Below are 16,510 nucleotides of genomic sequence, written 5' to 3'. Positions count from 1 at the left end.
TTATGAACCATCGCTTTGCATTTAGATCTAAAAGTCTTAAAAGATTAGTTTTCAATAAGTTTTCTTTCATTAAGAGTACATCTTCCCCTATTTATTTAATTTATATCTGAAGTTGTCTTTTTGAACATAATTCAAAAACTTGGCATCCTGCATGCTTTTGGGAGATTCATAACAAGACCATATATTTCAATGGGGTCTTAATGTTGGACACCTAAATAAGCTTAAACCGGGTAAATGAATACGAAAGAGTGGCATTTGACTTAATTTATAATTAAAAATATAGTCTTGAAAATTAAATTAAAAGACTCATAAAATCAGAAGTAGAACCTACCTCTTAAGCCAAATACTGCTATAAAACTGTTATCTGGATTAAAGGCTGGATTTCCCAAAAATTGAATGTTTGGGGTTATCTCTGAATGATGTGTTAATTTGAATTTATAAAAAACCTCCCCGGTAAATTGTGGATCTAAATCGATCCCAAAAGTGCTTTCATTTGGTTTATTGTAATTGAGTCCAATGCCGACTGTATTCGGACCTGCAATATTAAAGGCTATTCCCGTACTGATGGAGTACTCGTAAAAGGCGAGGCCATCTTTGGCCCAGCCAAATCGTAAAAAGGGTAGATACTGATATTGCGCTCCCAGTGCCCAACTTGCAGATCCAATGATTCCCCAACCTGAGGGCGTATTGGCTTCTCTCCTTGCATCCACCTGCCAAAACGTTAAGTGTATGTTTCTTAGAAAGAGCATTTCAACCCCAGGGGAATATCCCAACTCAAACGTTTTTACTGTCTCAAAATCAGTAAAGAAGGTGTCGAAACCTTTCCAAAACTGGGTCGCGTCTCCGTTAGCGTCTACTAAACTGCCAACTGCATACAAATTATCCGTCAACCAACCACTTACCATGAACCCCATCGAACCATCCGGGTAAGCCCCTCCTAGGGCTCCTGAACCTGTGGCAAAAACAATATTATTAAAACTCTGCCATGGACTAGCAACTGCATATACATCTGTCCAGTCCGTAATATCTACAAATCCTCCATATGCGACTATTTTGCTCTTCCCAAATTCCTGACGCCAGTATAAATTGGTGGCCCTCCATCCCTGATTGTTATAGACAGATTGCAATAGCCCAGCGTACCCAATATCTACCGGACCATACTCCCTAAGAGCATTTTCGGTATACCTATGCCTGTTTTCTACCTTAAATATGATACCACCTTCTTTATCACTTCCATGATTAATAAGGTTCCATTTACCATAAATTCTGAATACTCCACTAGCGCCAATATTGTTTCCTATAGCATCTGTCGCAGCCATTATTTGGGAATTGTAATCTCCACTAATTTTAAATCCAGTCTTATCGTAAAATCGTTCTTTGGCATTGTCTAGGCTATCTAGAATGTACCACGCTCTTAATCCCTGACTCTCTTCATCATTGTCTAACTGATTCATTACAGATCCTGGACCCGAAATGTCTCTGTTTATGGCAGGGTCCTGCTGAGCAGAAAGCGGGAATGATCCGAGAATGATTAATAAAACAACTAGGTATGTACTCTTTTTCATCTTATTTATTATTTAAAATGTTGTAACATTCATTACCAGGGTAAATTAATAATTGGTATAATTGATAATCTAATTTGCTGTTGAGGTCCAAAGTTTTGGGGAGAGGCAATGTAGTACCAATATTGTAAGTTTAGTTTTATGGGTAACTTACCAAAATTGGTGACTTTAGTAATACCTGTTCCAATTGGAAATGAGAACTTATTTCCGTCCGTTCCTTCGTGATTATACGCCCATGTTGGGGTACCTTGTATTTGCCATCCCTTCTTCAAGTTAACCGTGTAAAAATATTGACCTGCAGTAACACTTGCTTTTTCTCTTCCGGCTGTGGTCGTCCAAAAACTATCAGATAATATCGTAAAGCTCTCTGGGTCCGGATCCTTACTATTCAGACTCCAGGCGTGATTTACCATAAGTCCTACAAACCCCCATGATGTTGCCTTTCCAATTACAATTTCTGGTCCCAATGTGGTGAAGTTGGAACGCAACTCTTCATTACCTGCCGTTGGAAATCCAGCAAAAACACCAACAAGCGTCATCCATTTAGACGGCCATGTTTTTCCAACAGCCACATCTACACTTATATTCCCAAAACTAGTCTTGTTTTCAAAACCATTAGTTCCTAATACTGGTTGATTTAAGTATACCGGGATCAGAGGACGAACAAAAAGATTTACCCCTTCAGATAAAGGAACAGGAAGACTCGGCTGGAAGCCGTAAACTAATCCATTTTGTCCTGCATCCGACACATTTCCGTCATATCGAACATAGTCAAAATTATTAAACAATTGCCCTCTTGTTGCATTAGGATTTGCCAATTCTTTAGCAAGATTTGATGCATTGTATTCTTGCTCTGATTGTGAAAAAGATGGAAGGATACCTATATATAATATTGACATGGGCACTAATAAAATATTTCCTGTGTTCATGTGATAGTCTCGTTTCAATTAATTGAAAAATTTCAATACTTCAGACAAGTTCGGACTCTATTCCAATGTCCTAATCAAAATATTCAGGTTGTGTATCCGGGTGTGGAAGGCATCCATCTCCTTTCACTTCAACTGGGGCATAAAACTTTGACTTCCATTTTTCAGGGTCAAGAGGTTCCAGTTTTGATTGCATTTGAGTGAAGCGTATAGGTTGTCCGGCAAATACTTTTAATACTTCCGAATTCTTTACTGTAATTACTCCGTTTACCAATACATAGGGAATTCCGGTAGTAACAACATTACCCTTTTGGTAGGTAGAGTTATCACTCACATTATTTGGGTCAATAATTACAATATCAGCAACCATGCCTTCCTGCATACGTCCTCTTTTTTGCATAGATTCCAGTCCCATATCGCCAAGGTGCTTAGCAGAATTGTAACTAAGCTGTGCCAAGGTGTGCATGAGAGGAATACCGTGCTCACGACCTAGCCTTAAACTAATTCCTCTGGCACCAGGTGTTCTGGGATGCATGTTTCCAACTTCATCATAGGGGGTATCCCAATCAGGATCTGCCTCTTCAGGAAATAAAGCATCATTTGCCATGGTAATATGCTTAAGTTTCAACCATTTTGGAATCTCTTCTTTAGGCATTTTATATAAAATCACTTCATGTGTTGGATCTCTGGCAAGCAAAGCATCTCTTTCAGACCGAGTCAAAAACTTTCCCGTAACCGGATCAACCATAGTTTCCTCATACGTATGGCCTAATTGATCTACCCATATTTCAGGTTTTAGAAAGACAGCATTTATGTTAGTTTGTCCTGCGGCATAAGGATATATTTCGCCCCAAGCATTAATTCCTCTTTCTTGCAGTCCTACAATTAGCTCTTCTACAATATCCCAACCGTTATTATTAAAGTGGCAAATTAAAACCGGCGCACCCAAAGCCGCAGCATTGGCCAACAATTCTTGTGCGCTATTTGCTTCTTGGTCATAGGTACCTGGCGTCATCCGGACATGCGCGCCAAACTGTCGCCCATATTTCCCACCTAACTTTTGTAACTCAAAAACCTCACGTGTAGAGGCCCCACCTCGCATATAACCTAATGTGCTACTAATTCCAATTGCCCCATCTTGGAGGCCTTGATCTATAACTTTTAATATTTGATTCCCTTCATGAAGATTAGGGTGATGGTCCGACCACTTTGTATACTGAGGGGCTCTCCCAAAATGTGCTACCGGAGCATCAAAGGTTGTTTCTACTTCGTCAAGCACTAATGAACGTGCTCCTTCATGACTCGATGCTGTACCAAAGTTTACCTGACACTTTCCTTCCCTCTCCTTATACCACTCTGCCACTCGAGTTCCTACTGTCCCATATTCAAGATCAAAAGAAGAAGTCACACCATCCCTCAGCATCATTTTATACCCCATGGTACGCGTCCAGTGGTTATGCGTTTCAATAAAACCTGCAGTCACCACATGACCAGTTGCATCAATTGTTTCCTTGCCAGAGATTTTCTCTTCAGTTATTAATGCAATATGACCATCAAGAACCCCAACATTTATCATCGCATCAAATCCAGTTTCTGGATCCATGACCCGTCCGTTAAGTATTACAAGATCAAATTCAGTATCAATTGGTATTTTGATCTTTTTCGAGGCGTTAGTAGAACCTGAACATCCCGTAAAGAGACTAATGCATAAAAAATATATTATTATTCTATGATTCATCACTATATGAATTATTTGCACTTTAGAGTTTATTCTTGTAAACTTTACCATCCTTCATGATGAGAACTAGGTTTTTTTCAGGCTCGGCTAAAAGCGTAATATCTTCTAAGGGATTCCCTTCTACTATTAATAAATCAGCATAAGCTCCTTCTTTTATTACACCAATAGATCCTTCCTGATAAGGGTGTCTTTTGCCACTTCGCTCAAAAAGCTCGGCATTATTAGAGGTGGCTTGTTTGAGGATTTCATACCCTGAAAAATATTCTGATCTGGCAATAAACTCTTGACTTTGCATACGTTGGAGTTCTAGTGAACCAAGAGCGTCTGTACCCCAAGACATCTTTACGCCTGCTTTTTTCGCAGCCTTATAACCCGCTTGAGCACCCGCTTGAGCGATTAGATATTTATTAGCGGATTCTCCTTGCATACCTGCTTGCTCTGGTGTTAAGCTAAATGCTAAAAACTGGGTTGAAAAGAATACGTCGTTATCTTTCATCATTTGAAAGGTTTCGTCACTAGCAAATAAGCCATGTTCAATTGATTCAAAACCTGCCTTTATCGCATTTTGAATGCCTTCATTTGAATAGGCATGAATTGTAGCATATGTTCCCCATTTTGCTGTTTCTTCTGCTATGACTTTAAGTTCTTCAAAGGTATACTCCGTGACATCTAGAGGATCGTGAGCCCCTGTAATACTACCACTGCCAAAAGCTTTAATTTGGCTTACCCCTCCTCTTAATATATCTCTGGTGGCTTTTCTAACTTCAGCCTCACCATCCGCAATTATGGTCCATCCTCGGAGGTATGCTTTATCAATTTGTCCTGTAAAGTGAGGGGATAAATACCAAAGTTTCGGGTCGTAGTCGCCATGGCCAGATGTTTGGGATACAAATGCCCCTGATGGTAAAATTCTCGGCCCGGGTGTTAATCCCTTATCAATAACCTTTTTTAAACCAATAGATGGCCCCCCAACGTCTCTAACGGTGGTAAACCCCCGCATTAGCATTTCTCTAGCATTCACTGAGGCCATTGCCCCTACATAACCTTCTGGTGCTCCATACACTAAAAATTCAATATTGTCATTCCACATGATGTGTGTGTGACAGTCTGTTAGACCAGGAATGAGAATTTTTCCATTGCCATCTATTTCTGTTACATTTTTTCCAGCCTTAGCATTTGGAGAAATCGTTTTTATAAGGTTGTCTTCAATTAGTAGGTTTGTTGATGAGGACAACTCGTTGTTTACACCGTCAAATATTCTAACATTCTTAATTAATACTTGGTCTTGCGCTAGTAAATAAAAAGGCGCCAAAAGTATTACTAAGCAAATTCTTAATATGGACGTCTTTATTCTAATTCTTTTTCCTTTCATAATTTTGTTTTTTGGATTAATGTCTATGCTTGTTTTTAGGATTAATGTTTATGGCTTTCAGGCTCAAGTTGTATATCATGAATAGAGATGGTTGGAATGCCATGTTGCCTTTGCCATTTTTCCTGACTTAATTCTTCATGTTTACTTTCTGAAGTAACTGGATAACGAATAGGTTGACCGGCCCAAACTTTTTTGAATTCAGAGTTTTCAACAACCAACTTACCACCAACAATAACATAAGGTATCCCGGTGGATGGCATCCCTTGCTCACCCGATTTGTAAGTTGCGTTATCTGTTACTGTTTCTGGATTGAAGATTGTGATATCGGCGACCATTCCTTCTTGAAGCCTTCCTCTTTTTTGCATGGCCTCTAAACCTGCATCTCCCAAATGTTTAGCTGGCCAATAGGCCATCTGTGCGATACTAAACATTAGTGGTACACCTTGCTCTCTTCCAAGCTTCAATACCTTAGCACGCGTACCTGCCGTTCTAGGATGGCCTTGATAATCTGTATAAGGAAGATCCCATGAATCAACCCCTTTACCTGAATAAATGGCATCAGAAGCGACTGTCATATGAGGCATTAACAACCAATTGGGTAACCATTCCTTCCGACTTGGATTAAAAACAACGACAAGCCTGCTAGGATCTTCTTTGGTTGTTTTGACATACTCGTCCTCAGTTAAGAATTTATCTGCTATCGGATCATACATGGTTTCTTCATATTTAGCACCAAAAACCCCTTTATACATTTCTGGTTTAAAAAAACTAGATGATATGGATGTCGAGGCAGCATCATATGGATAATACTCTGACCACACATTAAAACCTTGAGCTCGTGCGTTTTGCAATTTGTCTTCATTCTCCTTCCATCCAAAATCATTATTATGTAATAACAGCAACGGAGCATCTAATGCCAGTGCATTGGCCAAAATTTCGTCTGTTCCTAATGAAGATTGAGGATTAACTGGGTTCCCATGAAATCGAACATGAGCGGTAGATACACGACCATATTTACCAGCAAGTTCTTGCATTTTGTACATCTCCAAAGTACTAACGCCTTTAACCATATACCCTATGGTGGAGGAGAAAGAAAGTGCACCCTGCTTAAAGCCCATATCTGCCAATTGCAATAGTCTATTTAAATGTTCTATATCGCTCTGTGTATCTTGCCAACCACAAGTCCCATCTGCACAAGCATCAGCTCTTAATTTCCCGAGTAAAACAGGGGCATCGGCCCATTCCGGAAGTTTGGTTTCTGGATCATGTACTTGTATTCTTATGCCTTCATGGCTCACACCAGTACCATAATTTAAGGGCCACGCATTTTCTTTTGCCTGATACCATTCCTCTACGAAAATGGAGCCAATTTCGAGGTCCATCCCTGTCGTCACTCCATCCCTTGCAGCCATCTTTACAGACAAGCCGTCCAGGGCATGAAAATGGGTATCGATAAAACCTGGAGCGACTACATGCCCTGTAGCATCAATTGTATTTTTACCCGAAATTGTGTTTTCTGTAATAGTGATAATATTACCGTCCTTTACGCCAACATTTAGTTTGGCATCCAACATGGACTCAGGGTCCATGACTCTGCCATTAAGAATGACAAGATCATAATCCTGAGAAAAACTAAATTGACCTAAAAGTATAGTTAGAATAGCAAGTGCTTTCAACGTTTTGTGAATTGTGTGCATTTGTGATTATTAGAATAATTAAACATTTTATTAAGGTAGCGATTAACAGTATTTTTTTTTAAATATCACAGTGAATAAAAAGTCAATAAAAAGTCAATTTTCTAAAATAAGAGTGGCCTCAGATAGAATACTACCAGATGTAGATTATTCGCCATAAGTGGCCTTCGCTTAAATGATGGTTATAATTTTTCAAGTCTAGCCTAGTCTAGGAGATTCTCAACCAATGGGCAGGGTCATTTTTTTACAGGATTTTTGGCTTTGTTTTGTTAATGTGCAGCAGAAAGAAGCGATGAAAGAATTCATGCTTTTTTGGGTAAACTAGAACTTTCATTAATCATTAGAGAATCTAAGGATATTCAAAGAATAATTTTAATTAGACAAAAACTAATAACCCTAAAAAATAAAAGGGTATAAGGGACAATAATTTAATCTATGACCTTCCTTAGGTGTTAATAAGTTTAGAGTTATTTATAGACACACAATAAAGGCTTAAGTTAAGGGAGCTAAAATTACAGAAGGGAATTTTTGAATACAGCGAGCGCCTCTTTTCTATTTTTTACTCTTAGTTTTTTGTAAAGACCATAAATATAGGTCTTAATCGTACCATAAGACAAATTAAGCCTATCTGCAATCTCTTTATTCATCAGACCTAATTCAATCAGCTGTAGTATCTCAATTTCTCTTGCATTTAAATAAGCCCTTAGGGACTTTTGATCTTCTAAATCGGCTTTAACCTGAATCAAGTTAACTATCTTTTTAATGTAGGGTTGGAATGGCCTATTTCTCAGTAATTCATTAAGCAAGGAATACAAATAAGCGCCATAACTTAAATATTCTTGAATTATCTGGTTTTTTTCAGTATCCAACAATAACTGATCTAATAGTTTAAGTGCTGCCGATTCTTTATTTAATTCATCATAACAAATTATTTTACAAATTCTTAATCTTGTATAGAAAAGGTAATTCTTATAGTAGGGAAGTTCACTTTCATAATAATTAATTAACCTCAATGCTTCTTGAAAATAGCCCTTAGATATGTTCGCTTTTATTTCGATAATCTCAGGAAAGAATAAGTAAATTGTAGGTGTAATTATATTGTAATCCAGATCAATAGTACGAGTTTCAGCTTGTTTTTTCACCATGAATCCTATTTCTAAATCCATAAGTAATTTGTAATTATTGTAGAATGGATTTGAATATCTGTCAATATATAATTTCAACTCTTTAATTTGGTTATTTAAAAGTTCTCTATTTACTGATTTTGCTTCCAAGCAAAGTACTTTTACCCAATAACTATGGATGATCCAGAGTGGTCTAGCATCAAATTCCTGATTAAGATTTTTATTAATATATATAAGTGATTCTTCAATTTTATTCTGAAGATATAGGATTTTGGCTACAAAATAATTTGCCATTACATAAATAACATGATGCTTCTCTGACAAAGCGATTGCTGTGATAGTTTTTGAAAGTAGAAGGGCTTTGTTAAAATCACCCAATATCAGATAGTTTGATACAAGAATAATATTCTTGTTCATTCTGTCAATTCTATTCTCGCTCGGTAAACTATGCAATTCTAGTAGATGTACCTGCGTTTCTTCCCTAGAAGATAAATAGTTATGGCTCATCAAATAGTAGACTAAACCAAAGCCCGAAAACCAGCTGCTTTCCGATGAAACCAATTTCATTCCTTTTTCCGAATATGATAAAGAAGATCGAAAATCTTTTAAGTAGAATAGCCCCATGGACTTTAACACCCAATAGTATCCCCAGAGCTCATTATCTAATGGAATATCTCTAAGCAGAATTTCGGCCATGTCAAGTTCATTCAAGATAGAAGAACCATCATTAAACAAATCATGTAAAACAGCACGGATATATATAAGTTCAAGATGATTGATATGTAAGGATTCTGGAATTAAAAACATCCAATACTTCAAGACATTCAGTTGATGAGAGTTTAACATTTCAATCCAATGCCTTTTAACAATATCAACTGACTTGGAATGATGGTCATATGTACTTAAAATTAAAAGCGCATCTTCTATTAGACTTTTTTCTTCGAAAAAATCGGCTATTTCGTTTACAACTTTATCCCTTATTCCTTGAGAATATTGTTGTTTAACAATGATTAAAAATTGTTCCTGAATATAATGATGAAGTCTAAACCATTCACCTTTATTATCTAATGGAATTATATAAGAAATTGATTCTACTAAAACATCAAAATACTCAGTGATTTCTTCATCTGTAATAGTACTGTCCAAGGTTTGTACAACCCTTCCATAGAGTTCCTTATTAAATTTATGCGCAAAACAAAGAATTCTTAGGTCTTCTTTTAACCTGCTGGAACCCAATTCCCAATCTTGACTAATCAAAGTATCAAAAGCCTTTTTTCGTATGTCTATTCCTGACAAGGAGGCATGACTCAATTCGGCAGAAGAAAGTATATAGTTAATCAATAGAATCCAACCTTCGGATTTAACGTTCAACTCATGGATAATGGCAGAAGCCCTATTTTTAATTTCTTTTTTCGAAATAAATGCTTCAGTCTCTTCAAGGTTAAACTTCAGTTCCTCGGAGCCAATAATGTGAATCTTATTGTAATTTACTAGACTTGAGTAATCCAAATCATTATTCTCTCGTGAGATAAAAACTAAGCTTTTAGTGATTTGTCTGCTAAAAATTAAGGAAATTGACAATAAGAACTCTTTTACGAATTTATTTGAAATCCGATGTAAATCGTCAAACACTAAAACTATTGACTCTTTAACAGCATAAAAGACATTTTCAAAAAGCGTAACAAGAAACTCGAATTTAGGAAAGTCTAAATTTTTTGAAATTGAAATAAATGTGTTTCCTTGTTTATATCCTAAATCTAAAAGACAGCACCCTAAATCATAGAATATGTTCTCCAAATTATTATGACTTTCTTCTAAAGAAATCCAACAGCACTTGCGACTTGTTAATTGAACCCATTGACTTACAAGTTCCGTTTTTCCATAACCAGCAGAAGCCACCACCAAATATATTGGATAGGAATTATCGACGAAATCAACATTGAGGCGATTTCGATAAACAGAAGACTTACTAACTGGCGGTCTGTATAATCTCGAATTCAATTACTTTTATTTACCGTTTAAAAAGAGAACGACCTTAACAACCATTCAGTTAGAATGAAATCTTTATTAACGTTCTATCTTCTTCAACTAAAGAAGTGAAGGAGATAGTAAGATTAACCTAGATATTAATCTGATATTCCATTTTTACTCGTATACTACTTCTAGTATTTAGTGTATTTACAATTCAGTCGTATTATTTACAATTTACTAAAATTAGGACCTCACTGCATGAAAAATATATAAGTATTTTTAATCAAATAGATTAAAAAATTTAATGAAGCATAGATTAGAAATTTTCTTTTTCCCTTAGTTGACTGTAAATATACTCCACTTTGGTTTTAATTCGAAACTACCAAAAAAAATATCTTTAAATGATCGTCGATATCTCTTAAAATGGTATATGCCAAAGTCATTAACTACATTTAGATCTAGTATAAAATATAATTAAGGTATTTATTAGGTCTGTTGCTAGCTTTATTCGCAGTATGCGGTGAAATATCGTGTAGTCGAATTTAATTCAAGGAGAATACCTTGGCGATTGGGAAGGATCTAGTGCGTATTTCAAAGCAGATGATGGGGCCATTATTGGCACATAAGATTTAGTGCCAAAAGAGTTCCGGATTCGAATTAAATAATGAATTATTAGGCAGATATTGGATTTATAGATGCCAGCTTGGACAATTTTCAAATTTTACTCCTCGCGAAGGCAATGGCATATACTCTTTGTGGGGAAGTTTAATGGATGAGAACAGACCTTATAACTCGCTATATCCATGGCCTGCTATCTTTCCCGCAGTCTTTCCAAAAGTCGAAGACAAAAATTTTGCAGAGAACACTATTGACCCTAAGGATTGGACGGAAGTTTATATTAAGGTGAATGGCCCGGATATTCAAATTAAGCCAAATGGGGTTAACACAGCTAAATACACTGAGAAGTTAGAGACCCCTTCCAAAGCTTGTATTTGACTTCAAACACACGCCGACGAAGCTTTTGAAGTTATTTATAAAAACAGTGTTATAAGGTAACTCTAATTCAAATCATATTTTGCTACCCCATTTTATGCTTTCTTCAAGAGCTTCTTAAAAGCATCTATCCCTAATTCTCTAGTGTAAAAAAATAATACACAGTTTTAAACTTACTCCCGTCCTCTCCTTCTTAACCTTTACTTCCATTTCCCCTACCTCCATAGCTTCCATCAGCGTAGTACCAGGTTGTTGAATAAATATTATCTGAAAATTGAACGATTGAATAAGCAGAATTATCATAGGTGAAAGTAAACGTACCATCTTCATTTAAGGATACAGAGACAAGCTCTCGTGTGTTCTCAAAAAATTCGGAATACGAAGATCCAGATGCTAATGTTCCATCCGAGGCAATAACAAAAGTGTTCGTTCCACTGTCGGTATCTCCTACTAAGTTTAGACTTTCTTCCCCTGTCCAACTGCCACTCCATGTTCCTGCAAACGGTACCAGAGCATCTTTAGTAAGTTCAGCATTACTTTTTGCTACAACTTCCTCAATATTTTCAGAATCATCACTTGAGCAAGAATACGATAAACAGCTGCATACGATTAATAGAAAGATTAGTTTTCTCATGATTAATGGATTTTAGATTTCTAATGAAAGCAAAATGCAATAATTATCAGATGAACACTAAACACCCTGGTTGTAAATAGTTGTAATTTTTTTTTATTAGATGTAAATTATGTTGCATTTTTTACTCTATACTACAGATATACAACATCTTATAAATATTTAGAAAATAAGATTTGGTGGTGAAAAGACCAAGGATTTAATGTAAGTAGAAAGCAATTTGAAGTTCAACCAAATTCCATTATTCCAAATTTCACAGATATCATAAGAAGAATTAAATACATTGAATTTGCTACTTAGGCTGTCCATTTTCAATTAGCCTTTTTTTCTTCTTCAACAAATATTCTTTTTCCTGCTTATTGTTTACCGTTTCCAGAGCATTATCCAACGCAACAATAGCCCGACCATTTTGACGGGTTCGACAGAAATAATCGGCTAGTGCGGCGTGGTACAAATATGCCCTTTGTTCAAAATTATTTGGGGAGATCTGATCTAAATAATCTTTGGCCTTGCTAAAATTCTTTTGCTGTATGCATACTACCGCCATAGTAAGAATATGGGTTGCCATGGGCTGTATGGTATACAAGCTCTGGTAATAAGATAGAATCTTATCCCAGTTGGTGTCTTCAAAACGCTGAGCTCGAAGGTGTTCCGAGGCAATAGCTGCCTCGAAGTGATAGCATGAAAGCTCTGATTTTTCTACGGCTTTGAACATCATCATATTTCCCAATTCAATCAAGGGCAAATGCCATTTAGTACGGTCCTGGTGCTCTAAATCCAACAATTCGTTGTTCGCACTAGTTTTTGTAGCTAATCTGGCAGAATGAAAACACATTAAGGCATAAAGAGCATAGCTCGCAGATGTTCTGGTTAAATGGTTTTTTAATAGTAGTTGGCATAGACGCATGGCCTCCCCGCATAAGTCTTTACGTATTAGTTCTTCCTTTTTATTCGAATGGAAACCTTCGTTAAAAATAAGATAAAGCACCTCCATAACACTTTCCAATCTATTTGGCAATTCGGCCCCAACCGGGATATTAAACTGCAATTTTGAGTCTTTTATAACTCTTCGTGCTCTGGCCAGTCGTTTCTTAACCGTATCTTCTTTGGTAAGCAAAGCAGAGGATATTTCCTTGGTGCTAAAACCTGAAACAGTTTTTAGAGCAAAAGAAATACGGTCCGAAGGATTTAGTTTAGGATGACAGGCTGTAAAAATCATTCGAAGTTGTGCATCTTCAATTTCCGCATCTAAGAAAAACTCATTGATAGCTATTAAATCTGTACCTTTTTGAATTGAGGGCAGATTCTTTTTTTCAGTTTTTAGTTTCCGAAAAATATCAATGACCCTATTTTTAGCCGCTTTGGTTAGCCAGGCTTCTGGATTTTCTGGTTGCTGCCTTCTCCATGTAATACTGGCTTTAATAAAGGTGTCCTGTACGGCATCTTCAATAATATCCAGATGGTTAAGTCCAAATACTCGTACAAGAACAGAAACCATCTTCCCGCTGTGATGTCTAAAAAGATGGTCTATGTTCTTTGTCTCCATTAGCGATCGAAAACCATTATTTCCCTAATCTCAACCGTTCCGCCTAAATCATAATCCGGAAAGTCTTGTGCTATTTCCTGAACGGCATCAAAGTCTTTTGCCATAACATTGTAATAACCGCCAACAATTTCCTTAATTTCTGCCGAAGTTAGATCGCTTACGGTCCTATTTTCTCCTACTATTCTTCGAACTTCAGGGGTTAAAGCATTCCCGCCACGTAGGATACCGGCTTGTTCCATTTTGTTTCCCCATGCAAACCATTTACCCATTCTGCTCTGTAATTCCTCTGGTGAAAGTCCAAGAGCCGCATAGTCTGCTCCAATAAAAATCATCATAAATTCTTTCATAATTATACTATTTTGTTTGTTTATACTTTTAAGACGTATACCTGACTAAAAAAAGGACAAATTTTCAATTTTTATTTTCTCTATCTTTTAGTAAAGTCAAATAGACGCATCCAAGAACGCATTAACAATGGCATTAAACCCTCGAATTTAAAATGAAAATTCGCTATAATAAGATTCAAGATTTCAAGATAGACTTTTTCATTTAATCTGAGAACAGTAAATTTTCAACTTAACTGAACCATAGAATACCGTTAGAATGATTAAATTTAGTCAGGCTAATATTGGTAGGCGAACTATATAAATATTGAAATGGCAACTAATCATGAAAAATAAAAAATCATTCCTTTTTTTAGCAGTTTTAATGATTGCAACATTGGCTTTTTCACAACATAAAAAACATCAAACGAAAAAGGCCGGCGCAAATACTGCCAATGAATTTATGCATCAATCCTCCACAGAGGATTTAATTAAACGATTTGAATCAGCAGAAAGGGATGCCTACCAAAAACCAGAGGTAGTATTGCAATATTTAGGTGACTTAAACAATAAAAAGATTATGGATATTGGGGCAGGTTCTGGTTATTTTTCTGTAAAACTTGCCGAGAAAGGAGCCAAAGTAATCGCTGCCGATGTAAGTGACGAATTTCAATCGGCCCTTAAGGAGCGAATTGAAAAAAACAAACTTAAAAATATTGAGATTCGAAAAATTCCTTTTGACAGCCCTGGACTATCCGATCAGGAAGTAGACATGGTACTGATAGTAAATACCTATCATCATATAGAAGATAGAAGTGCCTATTTTATAAAAGTCAAAAATGGGATTAAGGAAACGGGCGAATTGGTGGTCATCGATTTTTTTAAATCCAGCCTTCCTGTAGGGCCGCCAACTGACCATAAAATATCTATTGATGTAGTTATAGCAGAATTAAAAGAAGCGGGTTATACCAGTTTTGAACTTACAGTTGATCTGCTTCCTTACCAATATATTATTAAGGCTAAATAAATCCATCTTGGACTTACGAGAAATAGTATCATCCCTTGTTAGCAGGGCATTGGCGTATTATTTGCAAGGAAAGAGTTAGACCATATATCCTTAAAAATCTAGAAGCAGGATTGGAGGTTTTTACATATACAAGGCTATACTTTTAAGATTCTACAAATTCATTCAAAAAGTTTGGGAATACAGTAGTACATATTTGTTTATACTCGGGAATAATTAATGTACCTTAATCCTGAAAAAATGAAATGCCTATTTCATGATTATTTCAATTTTTAAAAAACCAACCCAAATGAACCAAAAAATAAACCAACTTGGCCCTGTATCAGGCGCTGAAAGAATTAAGTCTCTTGATGTCTTAAGAGGTGTTGCCCTTCTTGGCATCTTATTAATGAATATAACCGGATTCGGTCTGGTACTTTGGGCTTATGTAGACCCAACCGTCCAGGGCGGTTCAGAAGGATATAATCTCTATGTCTGGATCATGAATAATATGTTTTTTGAAGGCACTATGAGAGCTATGTTTTCAATGCTTTTTGGGGTAGGAATGGTCCTAATGACCTCAAGAATGATTAAAAAAGGTGGCGGGCTTGAGGTTGCAGATATTTATTATCGACGCACTATCTGGCTACTAATTTTTGGAATAATTCACGGGTATTTAATCTTGTGGGTTGGAGATATTTTATTTGCTTATGGACTTTACGGGCTATTTTTATTTCCCTTCCGAGACACTTCTCCTAAGAAATTAATACTTGCTGCAGCAGTCCTTACACTCTTTGGGATGGCTTTGGGGGTCTATGAATATTCCAAGAATATGAAGTACCTAGAGCAATATGAGCTAGCTAAGACTTATTCAGATGAAACAACAATTCCCGAAGATATTAAAAAAGGTAGCACGGCCTGGGAAGCCTTGGTGTCTGAATACAAAACACCTCCTGAGGAAGTGAAGGAAAATACCGAAAGTATGCATAAAGGCTACTTCGATGTTGTTCTATTTCTTGCACCAGTAAACAGGTTCTTGCAAAGTGAATATAACTACGATCATAATCCCTGGGACATATTGGCCATGATGCTATTGGGAATAGCCTTGTATAAACTTAGGGTTATTACTGCCGAATTGAGTTACAAATCCTACCTCAAAATGATTCTTATTGGATATGGAATAGGGCTCTCTGTTAATTATTATGAAACTATGACTGTATTAAATAGTAATTTTTCATTAGAGGCCTTTCAGAAAGCTGAACTTACTTATGCCATAGGACGTATTGCAGTTTCCTTTGGCCATATTGGCCTAGTCATGATATTTTGCAAACTCAATATTATTTCTGTGTTAAAGAATTCTTTGGCCGCAGTAGGGCGTATGGCGCTAACCAATTATATAATGCATTCGGTTATTTGTGCCATAATTTTTACTGGGATTGGCTTTTCAATGTTTGGAAAACTACAGCGATACGAATTGTATTATGTTGTTATTTCAATTTGGATCTTCCAATTAATAATTAGTCCTATTTGGCTTAAGTACTACAGATTTGGACCATTAGAATGGTTATGGCGGACACTAACTTACAAGCAGGTGCAACCTTTTAAAAGGAAAATATCAAAATAACCT

At 36.5% G+C, this 16,510-nt stretch carries 12 protein-coding genes; 3 read left to right on the top strand and 9 right to left on the bottom strand.

Annotation, left to right across the window (positions count from 1 at the left end; genetic code table 11):
- Nucleotides 1-314: 314 nt before the first annotated feature.
- The 6 genes from PXG98_RS05135 to PXG98_RS05110 form a co-directional block, all read right to left on the bottom strand.
- Complete coding sequence (locus PXG98_RS05135) at nucleotides 315-1,565, bottom strand: carbohydrate porin (RefSeq protein WP_276389349.1); 1,251 nt, start codon at nucleotides 1,563-1,565, stop codon at nucleotides 315-317.
- Between the two features lie 32 nt (nucleotides 1,566-1,597).
- Nucleotides 1,598-2,491, bottom strand: a complete 894-nt coding sequence (locus tag PXG98_RS05130; protein ID WP_276389348.1) for a hypothetical protein — start codon at nucleotides 2,489-2,491, stop codon at nucleotides 1,598-1,600.
- A 70-nt stretch (nucleotides 2,492-2,561) separates the two neighbouring features.
- Nucleotides 2,562-4,091 carry an amidohydrolase family protein gene (locus tag PXG98_RS05125; protein ID WP_276389347.1) on the bottom strand — a complete coding sequence of 510 codons (1,530 nt, stop codon included), beginning with the start codon at nucleotides 4,089-4,091 and terminating at the stop codon, nucleotides 2,562-2,564.
- 157 nt (nucleotides 4,092-4,248) lie between these two features.
- Nucleotides 4,249-5,598 (bottom strand): metal-dependent hydrolase family protein, encoded by a 1,350-nt coding sequence (locus tag PXG98_RS05120; RefSeq protein ID WP_276389346.1) that lies wholly within the window; start codon nucleotides 5,596-5,598, stop codon nucleotides 4,249-4,251.
- Between the two features lie 41 nt (nucleotides 5,599-5,639).
- Nucleotides 5,640-7,295: an amidohydrolase family protein gene (locus PXG98_RS05115; protein WP_276389344.1), complete on the bottom strand. Its 1,656-nt coding sequence runs from the start codon at nucleotides 7,293-7,295 to the stop codon at nucleotides 5,640-5,642.
- Between the two features lie 509 nt (nucleotides 7,296-7,804).
- The gene (locus tag PXG98_RS05110) at nucleotides 7,805-10,417 is read right to left on the bottom strand and encodes a helix-turn-helix transcriptional regulator (protein WP_276389343.1); all 2,613 of its coding nucleotides are present in this window, start codon (nucleotides 10,415-10,417) and stop codon (nucleotides 7,805-7,807) included.
- A 738-nt stretch (nucleotides 10,418-11,155) separates the two neighbouring features.
- Here PXG98_RS05110 and PXG98_RS05105 point away from each other — a divergent pair.
- Entirely contained in the window at nucleotides 11,156-11,383 is a 228-nt protein-coding gene (locus PXG98_RS05105) for a hypothetical protein (RefSeq protein WP_276389342.1), read from the top strand.
- A 190-nt stretch (nucleotides 11,384-11,573) separates the two neighbouring features.
- Here the strand turns inward: PXG98_RS05105 and PXG98_RS05100 are convergent, their stop codons facing one another.
- From PXG98_RS05100 to PXG98_RS05090, 3 genes are all read right to left on the bottom strand, one after another.
- Nucleotides 11,574-12,014: a hypothetical protein gene (locus PXG98_RS05100; RefSeq protein WP_276389341.1), complete on the bottom strand. Its 441-nt coding sequence runs from the start codon at nucleotides 12,012-12,014 to the stop codon at nucleotides 11,574-11,576.
- Nucleotides 12,015-12,303: 289 nt separating this feature from the next.
- Entirely contained in the window at nucleotides 12,304-13,557 is a 1,254-nt protein-coding gene (locus tag PXG98_RS05095) for an RNA polymerase sigma factor (RefSeq protein WP_276389340.1), read from the bottom strand.
- Nucleotides 13,557-13,904 carry a YciI family protein gene (locus PXG98_RS05090; RefSeq protein WP_276389339.1) on the bottom strand — a complete coding sequence of 116 codons (348 nt, stop codon included), beginning with the start codon at nucleotides 13,902-13,904 and terminating at the stop codon, nucleotides 13,557-13,559. Before PXG98_RS05090 ends, PXG98_RS05095 begins: the two co-directional genes overlap by 1 nt.
- Nucleotides 13,905-14,226: 322 nt before the next feature.
- On the opposite strand from PXG98_RS05090, the gene PXG98_RS05085 reads away from it, so the two are divergent.
- A complete protein-coding gene (locus PXG98_RS05085) occupies nucleotides 14,227-14,907 on the top strand; it encodes a class I SAM-dependent methyltransferase (RefSeq protein WP_276389338.1) in 681 nt (226 codons plus the stop codon).
- A 286-nt stretch (nucleotides 14,908-15,193) separates the two neighbouring features.
- Nucleotides 15,194-16,507 (top strand): DUF418 domain-containing protein, encoded by a 1,314-nt coding sequence (locus tag PXG98_RS05080; protein ID WP_276389337.1) that lies wholly within the window; start codon nucleotides 15,194-15,196, stop codon nucleotides 16,505-16,507.
- Nucleotides 16,508-16,510 lie beyond the last annotated feature (3 nt).

Origin of the sequence: Eudoraea chungangensis (genome assembly GCF_029360665.1) — a bacterium.
Taxonomy (GTDB): domain Bacteria; phylum Bacteroidota; class Bacteroidia; order Flavobacteriales; family Flavobacteriaceae; genus Eudoraea; species Eudoraea chungangensis.
Note: the sequence above shows the minus strand (reverse complement) of the source record. Positions and strands in the feature narration are given on the sequence as shown.

Bases quoted from the DNA above. Each gene is read 5' to 3' on its own strand.
- PXG98_RS05085 (WP_276389338.1), top strand. From the start codon at position 14,227: ATGAAAAATAAAAAATCATTCCTTTTTTTAGCAGTTTTAATGATTGCA.
- PXG98_RS05135 (WP_276389349.1), bottom strand. From the start codon at position 1,565: ATGAAAAAGAGTACATACCTAGTTGTTTTATTAATCATTCTCGGATCA.
- PXG98_RS05130 (WP_276389348.1), bottom strand. From the start codon at position 2,491: ATGAACACAGGAAATATTTTATTAGTGCCCATGTCAATATTATATATA.
- PXG98_RS05120 (WP_276389346.1), bottom strand. From the start codon at position 5,598: ATGAAAGGAAAAAGAATTAGAATAAAGACGTCCATATTAAGAATTTGC.
- PXG98_RS05095 (WP_276389340.1), bottom strand. From the start codon at position 13,557: ATGGAGACAAAGAACATAGACCATCTTTTTAGACATCACAGCGGGAAG.
- PXG98_RS05105 (WP_276389342.1), top strand. From the start codon at position 11,156: ATGGATGAGAACAGACCTTATAACTCGCTATATCCATGGCCTGCTATC.
- PXG98_RS05115 (WP_276389344.1), bottom strand. From the start codon at position 7,295: ATGCACACAATTCACAAAACGTTGAAAGCACTTGCTATTCTAACTATA.
- PXG98_RS05100 (WP_276389341.1), bottom strand. From the start codon at position 12,014: ATGAGAAAACTAATCTTTCTATTAATCGTATGCAGCTGTTTATCGTAT.
- PXG98_RS05125 (WP_276389347.1), bottom strand. From the start codon at position 4,091: ATGGATCCAGAAACTGGATTTGATGCGATGATAAATGTTGGGGTTCTT.
- PXG98_RS05090 (WP_276389339.1), bottom strand. From the start codon at position 13,904: ATGAAAGAATTTATGATGATTTTTATTGGAGCAGACTATGCGGCTCTT.
- PXG98_RS05080 (WP_276389337.1), top strand. From the start codon at position 15,194: ATGAACCAAAAAATAAACCAACTTGGCCCTGTATCAGGCGCTGAAAGA.